Annotated in this window: 15 protein-coding genes; 7 read left to right on the forward strand and 8 right to left on the reverse strand. The window is 44.1% G+C overall.

Features of this window, described 5'->3' with window-relative positions:
* Positions 1 to 168: 168 nt before the first annotated feature.
* Positions 169 to 744 (reverse strand): peptidylprolyl isomerase, encoded by a 576-nt coding sequence (locus OKC24_RS15885; protein ID WP_130148440.1) that lies wholly within the window; start codon positions 742 to 744, stop codon positions 169 to 171.
* Positions 745 to 845: 101 nt separating this feature from the next.
* On the opposite strand from OKC24_RS15885, the gene OKC24_RS15890 reads away from it, so the two are divergent.
* Positions 846 to 1535 carry an acetoacetate decarboxylase family protein gene (locus OKC24_RS15890; protein ID WP_130148438.1) on the forward strand — a complete coding sequence of 230 codons (690 nt, stop codon included), beginning with the start codon at positions 846 to 848 and terminating at the stop codon, positions 1533 to 1535.
* A gap of 16 nt (positions 1536 to 1551) precedes the next feature.
* Here OKC24_RS15890 and OKC24_RS15895 read toward each other — a convergent pair whose 3' ends face one another.
* Entirely contained in the window at positions 1552 to 2625 is a 1074-nt protein-coding gene (locus OKC24_RS15895) for an alpha/beta hydrolase (RefSeq protein WP_265465998.1), read from the reverse strand.
* 197 nt (positions 2626 to 2822) lie between these two features.
* Between OKC24_RS15895 and OKC24_RS15900 the strand changes: the two genes are divergently transcribed.
* The 5 genes from OKC24_RS15900 (at position 2823) to OKC24_RS15920 (ending at position 8477) form a co-directional block, all read left to right on the forward strand.
* Positions 2823 to 3299 (forward strand): cell envelope integrity protein TolA, encoded by a 477-nt coding sequence (locus tag OKC24_RS15900; protein WP_130148436.1) that lies wholly within the window; start codon positions 2823 to 2825, stop codon positions 3297 to 3299.
* 1043 nt (positions 3300 to 4342) lie between these two features.
* Entirely contained in the window at positions 4343 to 4870 is a 528-nt protein-coding gene (grpE, locus tag OKC24_RS15905) for a nucleotide exchange factor GrpE (protein ID WP_130148434.1), read from the forward strand.
* 121 nt (positions 4871 to 4991) lie between these two features.
* On the forward strand, positions 4992 to 6932 hold the full coding sequence (dnaK, locus tag OKC24_RS15910; RefSeq protein ID WP_130148432.1) for a molecular chaperone DnaK: 1941 nt from the start codon (positions 4992 to 4994) through the stop codon (positions 6930 to 6932).
* Between the two features lie 132 nt (positions 6933 to 7064).
* Complete coding sequence (locus OKC24_RS15915) at positions 7065 to 7979, forward strand: matrixin family metalloprotease (protein ID WP_130148430.1); 915 nt, start codon at positions 7065 to 7067, stop codon at positions 7977 to 7979.
* A 114-nt stretch (positions 7980 to 8093) separates the two neighbouring features.
* Entirely contained in the window at positions 8094 to 8477 is a 384-nt protein-coding gene (locus OKC24_RS15920) for a hypothetical protein (RefSeq protein WP_171457765.1), read from the forward strand.
* Between the two features lie 87 nt (positions 8478 to 8564).
* Here the strand turns inward: OKC24_RS15920 and erpA are convergent, their stop codons facing one another.
* The 4 genes from erpA to OKC24_RS15940 form a co-directional block, all read right to left on the reverse strand.
* Positions 8565 to 8900: an iron-sulfur cluster insertion protein ErpA gene (gene erpA, locus OKC24_RS15925; protein ID WP_130148426.1), complete on the reverse strand. Its 336-nt coding sequence runs from the start codon at positions 8898 to 8900 to the stop codon at positions 8565 to 8567.
* A 112-nt stretch (positions 8901 to 9012) separates the two neighbouring features.
* Complete coding sequence (locus OKC24_RS15930; protein WP_165381209.1) at positions 9013 to 10014, reverse strand: putative solute-binding protein; 1002 nt, start codon at positions 10012 to 10014, stop codon at positions 9013 to 9015.
* A 247-nt stretch (positions 10015 to 10261) separates the two neighbouring features.
* Positions 10262 to 11272, reverse strand: a complete 1011-nt coding sequence (locus OKC24_RS15935; protein WP_005006466.1) for a putative solute-binding protein — start codon at positions 11270 to 11272, stop codon at positions 10262 to 10264.
* Positions 11273 to 11529: 257 nt separating this feature from the next.
* Complete coding sequence (locus OKC24_RS15940) at positions 11530 to 12537, reverse strand: putative solute-binding protein (RefSeq protein WP_131277785.1); 1008 nt, start codon at positions 12535 to 12537, stop codon at positions 11530 to 11532.
* Positions 12538 to 12760: 223 nt separating this feature from the next.
* Between OKC24_RS15940 and OKC24_RS15945 the strand changes: the two genes are divergently transcribed.
* Positions 12761 to 14695 (forward strand): ATP-binding cassette domain-containing protein, encoded by a 1935-nt coding sequence (locus OKC24_RS15945; protein WP_131277783.1) that lies wholly within the window; start codon positions 12761 to 12763, stop codon positions 14693 to 14695.
* A gap of 692 nt (positions 14696 to 15387) precedes the next feature.
* Here the strand turns inward: OKC24_RS15945 and OKC24_RS15950 are convergent.
* Positions 15388 to 15756 (reverse strand): hypothetical protein, encoded by a 369-nt coding sequence (locus tag OKC24_RS15950; protein WP_018572694.1) that lies wholly within the window; start codon positions 15754 to 15756, stop codon positions 15388 to 15390.
* A 166-nt stretch (positions 15757 to 15922) separates the two neighbouring features.
* Positions 15923 to 18394 (reverse strand): DNA topoisomerase (ATP-hydrolyzing) subunit B, encoded by a 2472-nt coding sequence (gene gyrB / locus OKC24_RS15955; RefSeq protein ID WP_131277781.1) that lies wholly within the window; start codon positions 18392 to 18394, stop codon positions 15923 to 15925.
* Positions 18395 to 18417 lie beyond the last annotated feature (23 nt).

The following is an 18417-nucleotide window of genomic DNA, read 5'->3' on the forward strand; positions in this document are numbered from 1 at the left end:
CGTCGGTATGGGGTGCATTCTAGAGCATTTCTGAATCATTGCAAGCGCTTTTAACAGCTTGTTTTACTGTGTGTTTCTTTTTTATGCGCCAAAATAGCGCATAAAAAAGCAATTAAAACACTAAGACAATGATTTTAAATCAGAAATATAAATATTTTATTATTTATTTTATTTTTCATTTTTTTGTGCTGCTGGTGCTTTTATCTTCACACTTTGAATCAGCACAAGGCTTTGCGGTACATTTTGATGCACGCCGCGATTAACAGTGGGCACTTTTTCAATTTTATCGACCACATCCATGCCTTTAATCACTTTACCGAAGACCGCATATCCCGCATTCATTGCACTTTTATTCAAAAAGTCATTGTCTACTGTATTAATGAAAAATTGACTGCTTGCAGAATTTGGGTCATTGGTGCGGGCCATTGCCAAAGTGCCCCGTAAGTTCTTCAAACCGTTGTAAGATTCATTCTTAATGGGCGCGCGTGTTTGCTTTTCTGCCATTTGCGCATCCATACCGCCGCCCTGAATCATAAAACCAGGAATCACACGATGGAAAATCGTGCCCCGATAAAAATCCGCCTTAATATAGTCTTCAAAGTTTTTTGCAGAAATTGGCGCTTTGTCATTATAAAGCTCTATTTCAATAGTGCCCTGATTGGTCTTCATTTCTACAATACTGTTATCGGCCCATGCATTAAGGCTTATAGCAGCAACCGTGGCAAAAAGTGCTTGTTTTAACATGCGTTGACTCATCTCTTTAAAGTTGTATTTATTGCTGGCGATATTTTAGCCTCTCATACAGAATAAAGCAGTAGCTTTGGCCTATATAAATGAGAAAAATAATGAAGCAGAATTTACGGGACAGCCGGACGCTGACCCACCCCCCTCCCTGGCGCCTCCAAGGAGAGGGATTTATTTTAAACTACTGGCTAAAGCCTTCCTTCATACAGAGGTGCAGGCATTTCCTTCAGGCTGCATCACCTCTTGGCCGCATGGTTCAAGTTTTGCTGGTGCGCTATCACAGCTCACCCATTGGGCCTTATGATGAGCTGCTCATTCTGGATCATCCATTGATCTCCAAATTGCGCCTCAATTCTATTCCCAAAATTTTCGTATCGACTGAAGCCTCAGTAAAGCATGGCCAGCAGTTTTGGGGGATTCCTAAAGAACTGGCGGAATTTAAATGGGAGGAACAAGGGCAGGAAACCTGCTGTACAATTCAATTTGCGCAGCAAAGCATGCAATTGCACTTAAAAAAATCAAAAAAGCCATATAGCTTTTCAATTCGCAGTGACCGCCTTCCAAAAGCCGCTTTAAGAATTCGCCAGGCATGGCAAGGAAAGCGTTATCAGTTTTCGCCCCAATTTCACGGACATTTAGCTAAACTTCATTCAGCACAATGGACAGAAACGCAGGATATGTTTCCTGATTTTTCTCAAGCGCGTTATTTGCAGAGTTTTTATGTTTCAGAATTTGAGTTGATTTTTCCGGAAGCGCAAATACAGCAGAAAAAAGAAAGGTGTTTCACGTGAAACACCTTTCCGATGCTTAACTGCCTTTTTTATCCCAAAATTTGCGGAAATTTTTACTGATCTCAATCACGTATTTTTTAGCACGGAAAGAAACAGGCGTTAAATTGATAAAGCCATGCGTCTGATCGGCATATTCCTGATAATGCACCTTAATGCCATGCTGACGCAGTTTATGCGAATAAATCTCTGCCTCATCATGCAGTACATCATGACCCGCTGTAATGATGTAAGCTGGCGCTAATTTTTCAAATTTGCCGTATGTGGGCGAAATCAGCGGATCATCCAGCGCTACTTGGTGCTGTTCTGCATAATAATCTGTGACGCAATCTATATCCGCCGCTGTCAGCACTAAACCATCCTTATACGCAAAGAAGGAAGGATGGCGGCTTTTAAAATCCACCACAGGGTACAGCAGCAGCTGCGCTTGCGGCGCATAGGCTTTCTGCGCTGTGCGCTGCGCAACCACCGCTGCAATATTGCCGCCTGCGCTATCACCGGCCAAGGCGATGCGGCCTTTTAAAATTTTCAATTGCCGGCTGTTTTGATACACCCATGCCAGCGCATCTTCACAGCACTGAATCACCTGTTTTGGGCCAGCTTCAGGCGCCAGCGGATAGTCAATACTGAGCACTTGCGCTTTGGCATGCACAGCCAGCAGCCTGCACACTTCATCATGCGTATCTATATTGCCCACCACAAAACCGCCGCCATGATAGAACACAATCATCGGCAGCTTCTTATTCGGCGCAGAATGGTAATGCCGGGCAAATACGGTACCGCTTTGCAAAGGCAAACGCAGGTCTTCGACTTGCTTGACTGGTGTCGGCTTAACTTTAATCGACTGCATCTGCAAATCAAATGCCTTGCGCGAACGCTGCACATCTGCGCCGATGAAACCCGTTTTCCCCTGTTTAAGCTGAGCCGCCATCATGCATTTAATCAAAGGATCCAGTTCTGGAAATACATAAGGATAGCCCAAGCCTTTCGCTAAGCGCTCCTGTACAAAACCCGGCAGCTTATCCAATGCGCGGCCTGCCGCGCCTTGGCCCTTTTCCAAAAAACCTTGCATTTTCTGATTAAACGCAGTCATTGCGGACATCCTTTTATCCATTCTTCATAATTTCTACATGATCAGCCTTTGTGTGACCATTTTCTTATACAAGTCTAAACAAGCAAATACACAGCCTATCGCATCCTAAGCTAAGCTTCTTTCAAGAGCATGTCATTGACAATTTTCATTCAATTTTTGGAGTTTTTTGCTGCTCCATTTGACATAGGATCCAGACCATGGCTAAAAAAATTATTCTGCTGTCTTTGGCGACAGCATTTATGGCTGTTGGCTGCGTCGCTTTTCCAGATGATGGCTACCATGATGGCCGTTATGATCATGGCCGCAATTATGGATACGGCTATGACCGCGGCTACGATTACCGTTATGACCGTGAACGGGACCGCCAGCGCTGGGAATACCAGCAGCGCAGCCGCCTTGAACAGGAGCGGCGCAGACAGGAAATTGAACGCCGCAACTGGGAACAAAACCGTAAAAACCAGCAGGACTGGGAGCGTAAAAAAAATGCAGCTGAACGCCAGCGCTTAGAGCAGCAGCGTCAAAACGCGCAGCATGACCGCGATAAACGGAATGAATATGACCGTAAAAAACGCGATCAAGCTCAGCAGCATCTGGAACAGCGCAAGCAATGGGATCACCAGCGCCAGCAGCAAAACAAACGATGGAATGATTCACAGCGCCAGCAGAATGACTAATCCAGCCCTTTGCTCTCTTTAAACAGCTTGAAAATCAAAAGAGCCCTGATGGGTAGGCTTTTTTGATTTAAGCATTTGGGTATGGATAATGCATAAAACCCAACCTGACAGAACATCTTGTTCCTTACAGCCCCACTCGCATCTTCTGAATATCACAGTCTAAGCCCGCCATCCATGAGTGAAAGAGAATGCCTGCGCATGCATAATAACTGTTTAAAGCCTAACAATAGTATCTGTTTACATGTTGACTGTTTCATTAAATACCCCCTCAAAAGGCATGCTGAAAACTCAAAAAAATTCCTGCTGCGCTGCAGGCTGCTCTGTCACTGAAAGTCACTTGAGCCGTTTCAGGCATTGCGCGCTTGCATTTGATGTGCAGCTGACAAACTGCCGCATTTTAAGTTTACAAGTATGGCCTGCCTGTTAAACGCATATCGGCTCAGCAAAAAAAGGCTGATTCAGAAGATGAATAAGTCATGAAAAAACACATTTCAAAAAACAAGAAGAAGCTACAGCAATAGAATCTAGCTGCAATCATAAAGATTTGATCATTTTTGTGAAATATTTTATCACACTGCTATTAAGCGCTTTTATGCACAAATATTGATCACACTTAAAAAATGATCCGCAGCGGCAATGATCCAGAAAGATCCTGCAAATTTGACGGCAGTCACCATCTCACTCTCCTCAAAGATATGGCCGCTCTCCATGGGCGATATTATGCTCCTGACTCTCTGGAAGGGAAACAGCTGAAAATTATCAGTAGAACCTCTTTTAACAATTAGAAACCTATTGCTTACTAAAACAATCATTTATTTTTTATAAAAATAAGTGAAGATTCACAGTCTTTCCTATGATTTAACCCACTTTTATCATAAAAAGTATTAATTAATGAGTCTGTTCGCTTGAATTTTTACAGCCAGCCCCGACTTCTTTACTAATCATGAAATTTAGCAAATCATGGCAGTTCAGAATTAACGCAGTTAGAACTGGCACCAACAGGACTGTACATGTTTAAGAACCCATTTAAACGGAGTAAATCAATGGCGACTGAGCACAACCAAGACGTTCAAGATCTAGAGCAGGCTGCAGAACCTGAAGCGAAAACTCAGGCTGAAGTTTCAGTTGAAGATTTACAGGCAACAATCACCAACTTGGAAGAAAGCTTAAAACTTGAAAAAGCGCGTACTGCTAACGCAGTTTATGAAGCGCAAAAAAGCGTAGAGCGTATTCAGCGTGAAGCAGAAAAACATAAAGAAACGGTACTTGAAAAATTTGCTAAAGAATTGCTGGATTCAGTCGACAACCTGGAACGCGCGATTGCCGCAGCCGGTGAAGAAGAATCGGCTGTTGTTGAAGGCGTCAAGCTGACCCTGAAATCATTACTGACCACACTGGAAAAATTTGGTGTGGCGGAAGCCGATACCGCGAATGGCTTCAATGCTGACCTGCATCAGGCAGTCGGGATTGATCCAAATGCAAAAGCCGGCCAAATTGGCACCGTATTGCAAAAAGGCTATACCTTAAATAGCCGGCTGCTTCGCCCTGCCATGGTCATGGTTGGCGGATGAGCCTTTAAATTCGAGAGTTTGTGAAAAATTTTTATCAAAAGAACTTGAAAAAATTTGAACGGCTCTCATATCGGATAACAAGCAAAAACATTGCAAAAAAAATTTTGGAGGAAATCATCTAATGGCTAAAATCATTGGTATTGACTTAGGTACAACAAACTCTTGCGTAGCCGTACTTGAAGGCGACAAAGTTAAAGTCATCGAGAATGCTGAAGGCGCTCGCACAACCCCATCTATTATTGCATATAAAGATGGTGAAATTCTGGTAGGCCAGTCTGCTAAGCGTCAAGCAGTGACTAACCCGAAAAACACATTATTCGCAATCAAGCGTTTGATCGGCCGTAAGTACCAAGACCAAGCGGTGCAAAAAGATATTGGCCTGGTTCCTTACAAAATCATTCAAGCTGGCAACGGCGATGCATGGGTTGAAGTCAACGACAAACAGCTTGCGCCGCAGCAGATTTCTGCTGAAATCTTGAAAAAGATGAAAAAAACAGCTGAAGATTACCTAGGCGAAACAGTAACTGAGGCAGTGATTACTGTTCCTGCTTACTTCAACGATGCTCAGCGTCAAGCAACTAAAGATGCAGGTAAAATTGCAGGTTTAGAAGTTAAACGTATCATTAACGAACCAACTGCTGCTGCACTTGCGTTCGGTATGGACAAAAAAGAAGGCGACCGTAAAATCGCGGTTTATGACCTTGGTGGCGGTACTTTTGACGTATCAATCATCGAAATCGCTGACCTTGATGGCGACCAGCAAATCGAAGTGTTATCTACAAACGGTGATACTTTCCTTGGCGGTGAAGACTTTGATAACGCGTTGATCGAATTCTTGGTTGAAGAATTCAAGAAAGAACAAAGCGTAAACTTGAAACAAGATCCGCTTGCACTTCAACGTTTAAAAGAAGCTGCTGAAAAAGCGAAAATCGAGCTTTCTTCTTCTAATGCAACTGAAATCAACCTTCCATACATCACAGCTGATGCGACTGGTCCTAAACACTTAGTGATCAACGTAACTCGTGCGAAATTAGAAGGTCTTGTTGCTGATTTGGTTGCCCGTACCATTGAGCCTTGCCGTATTGCGCTTAAAGATGCGGGTCTTTCGACTTCTGACATCTCTGACGTAATTTTGGTTGGCGGTCAATCACGTATGCCAATGGTTCAGCAGCAAGTTCAAGAATTCTTCGGTAAAGAGCCACGTAAAGACGTGAACCCTGACGAAGCAGTTGCAATTGGTGCAGCAATTCAAGGCGCGGTACTTTCAGGCGACAAAACTGACGTACTTCTTCTTGACGTAACTCCGCTTACTCTTGGTATTGAAACTATGGGCGGCGTGTTAACAGCAATCATCGAGAAAAACACCACGATTCCTGCGAAGAAATCTCAAGTGTTCTCAACTGCTGCTGACAACCAGCCTGCTGTAGACATTTCTGTGTTCCAAGGCGAACGTAAAATGGCGCAGCAAAACAAATTGCTGGGTAACTTCCAATTGGGCGATATCCCGCCTGCTCCACGCGGTGTGCCGCAAATTGAAGTATCATTCGACATCAACGCTGATGGTATCTTGAAAGTATCGGCTAAAGACAAGAGCACTGGTAAAGAACAATCAATTCAAATTAAAGCAAACTCTGGTTTGAGCGATGCTGAAATTGAAGCGATGATCAAAGATGCTGAAGCGAATGCTGAAGAAGACCGTAAATTTGAAGAGCTTGCAAAAGCGCGTAACGAAGCTGATGCCCTTGTATCTTCTGCTCAAAAAGCAGTGAAAGATCTTGGCGAGCAAGTAACTGCTGACGAAAAAACAGCGATCGACACAGCAGTTTCTGAGTTGGAAGCAACTGCAAAAGAAAATGATGTAGATGCGATTAAAGCGAAAACTGAAGCGCTTCAAAATATCATTATGCCGATCACGCAGCGCGCTTATGAAGCGGCGCAAGGTCAAGGCGGCGCTGAAGGCTTTGATCCAAACGCATTCCAAGGCGGTGAAGGTCAACAGCAAAAAGCGGATGATGGCGTTGTAGATGCTGAGTTCACTGAAGTGAAAGATGACAAAAAATAATTTGTCTCTTTGATCTGATTCAAAAGAGTTAAAAAAAACCGCGCGAAAGCGCGGTTTTTTTATGCCCATAATGATTTTAAAACTGCTAATTTTCAGTTAAATTACATGAAATACTAAAATTTATAATGACTTATGCGCATTGTTATTATTGCTTTCATCATACTGACTCTACTTTTTTTTCACTTTCAAACGAGAAATAATTTTCAGCTGCGCTATAACGCATGGTCTGACCGCATCATGCATCCGCTGGATACCCGCCTGCGCTATCAAATTGCAGAAGTTGACCCCCGTTTTGGCATGAGTAAAGAACAAGCGATTCAGCTCAGCAAAGAAGCCATTCAAATTTGGCATGACGGGACACAAAAACAGCTGTTTGTATATGATGACAAGGCCAAACTGAAAATTAAGCTGATTTATGATGCACGGCAGGAAAACTACAATGCCTTTAAAAAGACCCAGCAGGAACTGGATCAGGAACACAGCAGCAATCAGCGCATATCCGGCAATTTAGATGTCTCTAAAAGCAGTTTAGAGCAAATGCAGCAAAGCCTGCGTCAAGAGCAGATCCAGCTGCGGGCTGAAGCTGATTATCTGAATCAGCAGCGCATAAGCTGGAGCCGAATTGAAAATGAGCAGGGAGAAAACCGCCAGCGTATTGAAGCGCAATATCAAGCCCTGAAAGAAAAAGCTCAGCAGCTGCAGCGCAATATTGCCTACTATAATCAAATGAATGTGCAATATAATCAGCAAGTGGGCCAGCACAACAGCAGCATTGAACGCTACAACTGGAATGTCATGCAGGCCAAAAACCGGTTTCCGCCGCGTGAATTTCATAAAGGTGTCTTTATGGGCGACCAAATCCAAATTTATCAGTTTGATACCGAAGACGATTTACGCCTTACCCTGGCGCATGAATTAGGCCATGCGCTGGGCTTAGGCCATCATGCCGATCCAGAAGCCTTAATGTACCCTGTTCTAGGTGAACAGGATCTGCAGCATTTTAAGCTGAAGCCTGCCGACCAAAGCTTGCTGTACGCGCGCCGGTAATGCTCTACAGATGTAAAAATCCTTAATTTTTCTATGTCTTTATCACGGATTTAAACTACAAAAAACTGAATTCATGCTATTGTAAACAGTCAAACCAAATCTAAATACATTTGAGTGGAGAGCAATGTGAGTTACTACCATATCTTAATTGAAGTGAATGACCACATCAGCACGATTGAGCAAACCCGTGATATCGAAATCTTTGATATTATTGAGATTCAACCCTATCTCCATTCAATTTTGCTCCCGTTCTTTAATGAGCAGCTGATTGAGCTGGAAGATGAAAATCTAGAATTTAAAGATGTGCTGCATTTGGAAGTGAAGCAAACCCTGCTGCCGATTAATGATTTAATCGAAGAAGAACAGAAACTGCTGCCCAGCGATACAGATGTGACCATTACCGCTTATGAAATTTTCAATAACCGTGATTTAAGCCAAGATGTCACCACCATTATTTTTGACCTGCTGGAAGCGATTAAACTGGATCCGGAAGCCTAATTCTTTTCAGGCAATGCCATTTTAAAATGCTGACAGCATAAAAAAAGCCCTCGGAAAAGGGCTTTTTTTATGAACCGTTGTTCAGTCTTAGATAGAGAAAGATGAACCGCAGCCGCATGTGGTTGAAGCATTCGGGTTTTGAACTATAAAACGAGAACCTTCCAAGCCTTCGATATAATCGACTGTTGAACCCACTAAGTATTGGTAACTCAGTGAATCCACCAGCATTTTCACATCGCCATTGCTGTATTCCGCATCATCTTCATTTTGGCTTTCTGCAAAGTTGAAGCCATAAGAGAACCCCGAACAGCCGCCGCCTGTTACATAAACACGCAGCATCAACTCCTGATTACCTTCACTGTCACGCAGTTGACGTACTTTATTGGCTGCATTTTCAGTCAGCACAAGTGCTTGGGCATTCATGGTCAATTCCTCTGTTCGGTTCAGATCTTTAAAAAAAAGACTATATTTCAAGTATAGCATACTCGATATATGGGCAGTCTTGCAGATTAAAAGTCAATTCAGAGCAATTCTATCAGGATTGTTTATAATTCTCATCCTGTAAGGCGCATTCGAAGTTTTTCGGGTCCTGCTTGCAGCGGAATTGCCACAGCAGCTTCATCATGCGTTTTTCATACACGCCGCGCTTAGTTAAATCAATCCGCGCTTCACGCATCATTTTTTGATAACCTGGACGGTCCGCCACTGGCACATCCATCCAGTATTTGCTTGGAATATCTGATTTCATTTTGCCTAAAATAGAAAAGGCGCGCGGCAGCTGGCCTTTCACCCAGTCTCGTGATTTTTGGCCATAACCTTCAGGAAATTTATCTGGACGGATAATAATATTGCCTGTCACCTGCAGGATTGGATAATTAACGATAGCGCCTTTAGCGCCCAGGCCCTTGTGCAATTCCAAGGGTTTGAACACAGCGGCAGGCGCGCCGATAATATCAACCTGGCCATTATTGAATTTAGCGCCAAAGTTTGTCACGTCCGCGCTGACCGCTTGCGCGCCGACCTGCTGTACCATAATTTTTTGCGCCTCATCATAGTCCAGCACTGCAATTTTTTTACCTGCGGCTTTCGCAACCGTATTAATGCTGCGGTCATTCACCAGCAAATAGGCATCCCCCACAGGAATTACCCCAGCAACTTCGTATTTGCCATGCACCATGCTTTTTGAAAATGCAGGATTTGCAAGCCCTTGCATCACTTTTACAGCAAGCTTCAGATCCGGAATTGCGCCAATTGCATCCAATGAGCCTGTAAACGAGTTAAATTGACGGCCGCGCATACCTGTTACACTGATGCCGTCACATTTGCCTGCTTTAAAATCTTCAGCAATCACTGCTTCATTCTGCCCCACACGCAGCTCTATATCAGCGCCCCAAGTTTTTGCGGCCAGCTGATAGTCTTTCATCAGCGCATATACATCACCGCTCTTACCCACCAAGTCAAATACGCATACCACTTGTTTCGCCTGAACAGCGCCAGCGGCGGCCATTAATCCTGCAGTTAATGCACATGCTTTCATCCATTGCTTCGCCATGTTTTTCTTTCCTTTTGAGTGCTGCTATTCTTGCTTTTATATTTGGGTTTATTTTTATGCCCATTGTTTTGCTTATCGGCATTCTGCGCTTTTACTGTTCCGCATCATAAGCTGAAGAACCTTCTGCATTGATATCATTGCGCGCTTCACCATTCTGCTCAATGGCGAAACTGACAAATCATCATGTAAAAAAAGCCTAGAATCATCTAGGCTTTTTTTGTTAAAAATCAAACTATTCACCGCCAAGTGAACATTCAAAATTTGCCTTATCGACAGAACAGCGCGCTTTTTTCAGCACTGACATCATGCCCGGATCATAAATACCGCGCTTGGTCATATCCATGCGGCCTTCACGCAGCAGTTTTTGATATTTGGTTTTGTCTTCCGCTGTCAGATTCAGCTTATATTTTGCTGGAATGCCTGCTTCTAAACGGCTGATCATAGCAAAACTCTTCGGCAGGTTTTTCACAAACCAGTCCCGTGACTTTTGGCCAAAGCCTGCTGGAAACTGGTCCGGACGCACAATAAAGTCAGCAGTCACCTGCAGTACAGGGAAATTGAACATTGCGCCATTGCTGCCTAAACCTTTGTAAATTTCCAACGGCTTATAAGCATATGCTGGCGCGCCAACCATATCGACCTGCCCATTATTGAACTTCGCCACAAAGTTGGAAACATCTGAAATCACCGCCTGCGCGCCCACACGCTGCACCATGATTTTTTGCGCTTCGTCATAGCCGAGCACAGCAAATTTTTTACCGGCCGCTTTTTCAATTGAGTCGATTTTTTTATCCCGGACAAAAATGAAAGCTGAACCTAAAGGTGCAATGCCGGCAACTTCGTATTTTTTACCGCCTAAATTGCTGACCATTTTGCTTTCATTGCGCTTGTCCAATGCAAAGGTAATCGCGCGCTTGGCAATTTCATTGCTTGGCGCACCGCCTAATGCATCAATAGAGCCGGCAAATTTATTGTATTGACGCGCGCGCATGGCCGTCATAAATACACCGTCACATTTTCCAGCTTTAAAATCATTATCCGCAACAGCTTCGTCCTGGCGCGGAATCAAATTTACTTCAGCACCCCAGCCTTTTGCCGCCAATGCCCATTCCTGAGCCATCTGAAAAGATTCACCGGATTTCCCCAGCAAATCAAATACGCAGACATCGACTTTTGCTGCTTGTGCAGTTCCTGCAAGTCCAATTGCAGAAAATGCCGCCAATGAGAGTAGTGTTTTTTTCATTGTATTTATCCTTTTAGAATCTTTTTGTTTCAAGGGTGTCCGTACACACTGCAAATATTAAGCAAGTTATTTTTAAAAAAATAGAGCATTTGCTCCATTTATTTATGTCATTTCAGTCTATTCTGCCAATTCAGCCGCATTAAATTTAAGATATTTATTAAATTTTAATTATTTATTAATCACTTATACTAGATTCAATTTAGATCAATAATCGCGCTTAATTCTCTTATTTTTACAAACTTATAAAATAATGCTGCTTATTCGCCGCTGAGGGAGCATTCAAAATTGGTTCTTTCTACGGTACAGCGCGCTTTTTTCAGCACCGTCATCATCACAGCGTCATAAGTTCCCTGAGCTGTTAAATCTATGCGGCCGTCACGCAGCAGTTTTTGATACGCTGCTTTCTCCTCTTTCGTCAGCTGTATTCTATATTTGGATGGAATCTCAGCTTCCATGCGTTTCACCATCGCAAAACTTTTAGGAAGCTGCTTCACAAACCAAGCGCGGGACTTGACTGCATAGCCTTCAGGAAATTCACTTTGACGCAGCACCAAATCAGCGGTGACATTCACGACAGGAAAATCGATCATGCCGCCTTTGCTGCCAAGGCCTTTGTATATTTCCAATGGCTTGAATGCATAAGCCGGCGCAGCGACAATATCTACGTCATTTTGATTAAATTTTCGGATAAAATTTGAAATGTCAGACATCACCGGTATAGCGCCAATCCGTTCCACCATCTGCTTCTGCGCGCGGTCATAATGCAAAATGGCAAATTTCTTTCCTTTGGCTTTTTCAATAGTATTCAAACTGCGGTCTTTAACAAAAATATAGGCCGAACCGATCTGGCCAATGCCTGCAACTTCATAAGCATCATTGCCCATTTTAGTCACAAGACGTTTGTTGTTGCGGCTATCCAGCACATAGGCAATGGCTTTTTGCGCAATTTCATTGCTTGGCACACCGCCTAATGCATCAATTGAACCCGCAAATTTGTTATAGGCTCTGGCGCGCATAGAGGTCATGTAAAATCCGCCGCATACTCCCTCTTTAAAATCTTTTTCAACTTTGGCTTCATCCTGATAAGGCAATAAATTGACTTCAGTCCCCCATGTTTTGCTCAGCAGCGCCCACTCTTCCATCATTTTATAAGACTCACCTGCCTTCCCCAGCAAATCAAAGACACAAATATTCACTTTAGCTTGAATTTGCATGGAGCAGGCCCACATCCCCAGTGCGGATAAAATTAAAATTCCTTTTTTCATTTTTCCTAACCTTGTGCAGTTTACTTATTTTAGTCTTTGAATATAGGCAGATTTTCCAATAGCGCATAGAGCGAAACAGAACTTTCCGACAAATGCGAAATCAATCACACTCAAGTTTTACCCGCTGCTTTCTGCCGCGCAAAAATAAAACAGGCGCATTTTCCATTTTTAGGCCAGCTTCCTTTAGAATAGGCGCATCTTTTGTGTGTGCTTTGACAGTTTCATGATTCAGTTAGATCAGCTTTCTATACGTCGCGGTGGGCGTGTTTTATTTCAAAAAGCGTCCATGCAGTTGCATCCAGGATGGAAAATTGGCTTAACCGGTGTAAATGGTGCTGGCAAGTCCACACTGTTCTCGGCTTTATTGGGCGGTATCGAATCTGACAGCGGTTCACTCACCCGGCCTGCAGTATGGACTGTGGCGCACATGGCGCAAGAAATTAAAGCCTTAAATATGAAGGCCATTGATTTCGTTCTGTCCGGCGATGAAGAATACTGGGAAATTCAGCACCAGCTCGAACACCCGGAACAGCTCGACAATGATGCATTGGCGCATCTTTATGGCCGTTTTGATGAAATCAACGGCTACTCTGCCCCAGCCAAAGCCTCACAATTGATGGCGGGTTTAGGCTTTTTTGAGCACCAGTCTCAATTAGATGTTTCCAGTTTCTCAGGCGGCTGGCGCATGCGCCTCAATCTGGCGCGAACATTGATGAGCCGTTCAGATCTGCTGCTGCTGGATGAACCGACCAACCATTTAGACTTAGATGCCATTTTATGGCTGGAAGACTGGCTTAAAGCGTATGAAGGCACTTTGGTGCTGATTTCACATGACCGGGACTTTTTGGACGCCATTACTGATCATATTTTGCATATCGAAAATCAAGAATTGATTATGTATACGGGCAACTATTCAACCTTTGAGCGCACCCGCAGTGAACGTCTGGCGCAGCAGCAGCAAGCTTATGAGAAGCAGCTGGAAACGCGCGCGCATTTGCAAAAATATATTGACCGTTTTAAAGCGCAAGCTACCAAAGCGAAACAGGCGCAAAGCCGGATTAAGCAATTGGAGCGCATGCAGGAGCTTTCCGCAGCTCATGTTGATACGCCCTTTACCTTCAGCTTCCGTGAACCGACTAAAATGAGTTCACCTTTGCTGGAACTGGAAAATGCAGACATTGGCTATGGCGATAAATTAATTGTCACCAATGTGAATCTGCAAATCACCCCCACCAGCCGTATTGGCTTACTGGGCATGAACGGCGCCGGCAAGTCAACGCTGATTAAATCCTTGGTCGGTGATTTGCCGCTGCTGCAAGGCCTGCGCAAAGATTCTGAACTGCTGAACATCGGCTATTTCGCCCAGCACCAAATGGATGCCTTGGACGGCAATGCAAGCCCCATGCTTCAATTGGCGCGGATTGCCGATAAAAAAATCAGTGAAGCCAGCCTGCGCTCATTCTTAGGCAGCTTTGGCTTCAGCGGCGAACGCATGGACACGCCAAGTGAAAGCTTTTCCGGCGGCGAACGCGCCCGCTTAGCCTTGGCGCTGATTGTGTGGCAGCGTCCGAACGTGCTGATTCTGGATGAGCCAACCAACCATTTAGACTTAGATATGCGTCATGCTTTAACGATGGCGCTGCAGGATTTTGAAGGCGCCGTGGTTTTGGTATCACATGAGCGTCAATTGGTTGCCAGCGTCTGTGATGAATTGATTTTGGTGCATGGCGGTCAAAGCCGCGAGTTTGATGGTGACTTAGTCGCCTATGCTGACTGGCTGCGTCAAGCGCGTATCGACATGATGAAAAATGGCCAAAAGCCGGCCGCACCAGTAAAATCATTAGTCGAAGCTAAACCTGTTATTTCTAAGCTGGATAAAGAAGCGCAGCGCAAAGAAGCAGCGCGGCGCCGTGAAGCCAGCCGGCCGATCCGAAAAAACATTGAAAAATGTGAACAGCAGGTTGAAAAAATGCAGCCCCGCTTGGCGGAAATTGAGAATCTGCTGGGTGACAGCGCCCTTTATGATGCCGGCCGTAAAGATGATTTGCTGAAGCTGATGAATGAGCAGACTGAACTGAAAGGCCGATTAACGCAGTCTGAAGAACAGATGCTTGAACTGATGATGGAGCTGGAAGAGCTCGAAGCTTCTTTTGATTAATATGCTCGCCTGAATGTTTAAGGACCTGATTAAAAGCCCTGCTCTGCAGGGTTTTTTTTATTGAACACATAAATATCCAAAACAGTTTCATCGCATTTTTCTGCAAAATCATACGAAACACAATAAAAACTGATTTTTATAGCCAAATCACAGCCAAAATGATGCAGAAAAAAATTCCATGCAATCGAAAGAAACGATTTTTAGGAAATTAATATTTAAAATCAGATACTTAAAATAAAAATTTAAATTATTAAGTTTTTCTTAAATATACAAAATACATATTGTTAAGATTTTCTTAATTGGTGAATTTTTATGGAATTCTCGTCCAAACCAATACATCAGCCCTACAAAAGCCGAAAAATAGCAGTACTTCACTCAGCAAAGGCCAAAAAAATCTTCTCAGCCTTAAATAAAACAAGACATTGGCTCCACCCAAGCGACGCACAGCAATTTAAATTCAAAGAGAATCAGTGCAAATAAATTTAAATAGCATTCTTGTTTTTAAATTCAGATACGGCGTTTATTTTTTAAATTCATTCTTTTACTTATCTACAGCTGTGGATAAAATTATACGATGACTGCGCTCAATTTTGTAGTTTAAATTTAAAATTTATCCACAGCTGCTGCGGTTTAACCACCCAAATCGCATGCATTTTTGGTCAGGCTTCCAGCTTTTCCAGCCTGTGGACAAGTTAATGAAGCACAACTTTTTTGGCCTTCAAAAACCTTAATTCTCGAATTTTCCACGTGCCGTCAAAGACCCAAATTTCTTTAATTTGCTGCTGATTTTCTTCTAAGCCAATCAGCACACAGCATTCAGTCTGATCATGATTGAACTCATATTCTTCATATTCCACATCAGGCTTTTTAGGCTTCCATACGCCATTTTTTACCGCATGCGCAATGCGGTCATAGCGGGTATAATTGCTTTCCACACGGCCATCCTGCTCATAAATAGCCTTAAAATGCTCATCCTCATACTGCGCCAATACTTCATAATTTCCCGTAAAAAAAGCATTGACCCAGATATCACGAACTTTTTCCAATTGATTATCCATCATAATGACCTCGCTTTTACCGCATCAAAAATAGCCGTTTTCAGCATCATGACACGTGTATAAGTCAGTTTAATAACAGTCGAACTGATTATAATTCAATCAATTTATTTACCATAGCACAAAAAAAACGCCCCGAAGGGCGATTTTTTAAGGCTAATCTGTAAGCAAATTAGGCATCAATATCAGCATTTAATGCATTCTCTTCAATAAATGCGCGGCGCGGCTCTACATCATCACCCATTAAGCAGGCAAACATGCGGTCTGCTTCTATCGCATCCTGAACTGTTACCTGCAGCATGTTGCGGTTTTCTGGATCCATAGTGGTTTCCCAGAGCTGTTCCGCATTCATTTCACCCAGACCTTTATAACGCTGAATCATCATGCCGCGGCGTGAATCCTGCAAAATGTGCTGCCAGACTTGATGGAAGGTGCTGACCGGAATTTTACGCTCACCCTTTTGCAAGTAAGCGCCGTCTTCAAGCAGCGTAAACCAGCTTCTTGAATTTTTCAGCAGGCGCGCATATTCGCCCGAACCCAGCAAGCCTGAATCCAGCAAGTAATTGTGCGGCAAATTATGAACATAGATCGTAATGCGGGGCAGATAAGTCTGAATTTTATGACCGTCTGCAGTTTCTTTATCCAAAATTTCCAAAGATAATTCTGGACGCAAGCTCGGCTGCGTTTTCGCAATAGATGCGCAAACCTGCTCCCCCCATTGCTGCACATAATCCTGATCTGCAATTTGATCCAGCTTAAAGCCGTCAACCGCAAGCAATGCATCCAATAGGCTGGCAGGATAGCGCAGCGTTAAACGGTGCAGGCTCTTCTGTGACGTCTGGTAATCAGCAATGACTTTCGCTAAAGCGTCACCGCGGATAGCCGGCGCTTCCGCACTGATATGCAATTCCAGCTCATCAATCGCATTTGAAATCAGGTACGTTTCCAATGCGTCATTATCTTTGATGTACTGTTCCTGCTTGCCCTTTTTCAGCTTGTATAGCGGCGGCTGGGCAATATAGATATAGCCGCGTTCCACCAGCTCAGGCATTTGACGGAAGAAGAAAGTCAGCAGCAGGGTACGGATATGCGAACCATCCACATCAGCATCGGTCATGATGATGATTTTGTGATAACGCAGTTTGTCCGGATTGTACTCTTCACGGCCAATACCGCAGCCCAAAGCAGTAATTAAGGTGCCGACTTCCTGTGAAGAAATCATCTTGTCGAAGCGCGCACGCTCCACGTTCAGGATTTTGCCTTTCAACGGCAAAATAGCCTGCATTTTGCGGTTACGGCCCTGTTTTGCAGAACCGCCAGCGGAGTCACCTTCGACCAGATACAATTCAGACAGTGCAGGATCTTTTTCCTGGCAGTCCGCCAGCTTGCCCGGCAAGCCTGCAATGTCCAAGGCGCTTTTGCGGCGGGTCATTTCACGCGCCTTGCGCGCTGCATCACGGGCACGCGCTGCATCAATGATCTTGCCTGCGATAGACTTGGCAGCGGCCGGATTTTCCAATAAATACTCAGAGAACGCTTTATTCATGGCCTGTTCAACCGCAGGCTTCACTTCGCTGGACACCAGTTTTTCTTTGGTTTGCGAAGAGAATTTAGGATCAGGCACTTTTACCGAGACAATCGCAGTTAAGCCTTCACGGGCGTCATCACCGGAAACCGCCACTTTCTCTTTTTTGAGCAAGTTTTCGCTTTCCATGTAATTGTTTAAACCGCGGGTCAACGCTGCGCGGAATCCGGCCAAATGCGTGCCGCCATCTTTTTGCGGAATATTGTTGGTAAAGCAGCGGACATTTTCCTGATAGGTATCATTCCATTGCAGCGCCACTTCAACGCCGATTCCGCTTTCAGCCTGGGTTGTAAAATGGAAAATTTCATTCAGATGCGTTTTGCCCTGATTGATATATTTTACAAACTCAGATAAACCGCCTTCATAATCAAAGACATGCTCTGCATTGATGCGCTCATCGCGCAAAACAATGCGTACACCGGCATTCAGGAATGAAAGCTCACGCAAGCGGCGCGCCAAAATGTCCACGTTAAAAATGGTCTGGCTGAAAGTTTCCGCACTTGGCCAGAAACGGACAGTCGTCCCGGTCTCATCAGTATTGCCCACAATTTTCAGCGGATACACAGGATCACCGTGCTTATATTCCTGCTGATGGATATGCCCGGCGCGCTGAATAGTCAGTTCCAGTTTGCTTGAAAGCGCGTTTACAACTGACACGCCCACACCATGCAAGCCGCCGGATACTTTATAGCTGTTGTCGTCAAACTTGCCGCCGGCATGCAGAATAGTCAGAATCACTTCCGCTGCGGACACACCTTCTTCCGGGTGAATATCGGTTGGAATACCGCGGCCATTATCTGAAACACTGACCGACTCATCTTCGTGAATAGTCACCAAAATTTCATCACAGTGGCCTGCAAGCGCTTCATCAATGGCATTATCCACCACCTCAAACACCATGTGGTGCAAGCCTGAACCATCATCCGTATCGCCAATATACATGCCTGGACGCTTACGAACTGCATCCAAACCACGCAATACTTTGATGCTAGAGGAATCATAAGCTTTTTCAGTGGTTTGTTCTGTTTGAGAAGCAGCTTGTTGATCTTCTGAACTCATGGTTTCTCCCTAGTGGAAAAATA

Source organism: Acinetobacter entericus, from assembly GCF_026168575.1.
GTDB classification, from domain to species: Bacteria; Pseudomonadota; Gammaproteobacteria; order Pseudomonadales; family Moraxellaceae; genus Acinetobacter; species Acinetobacter bouvetii.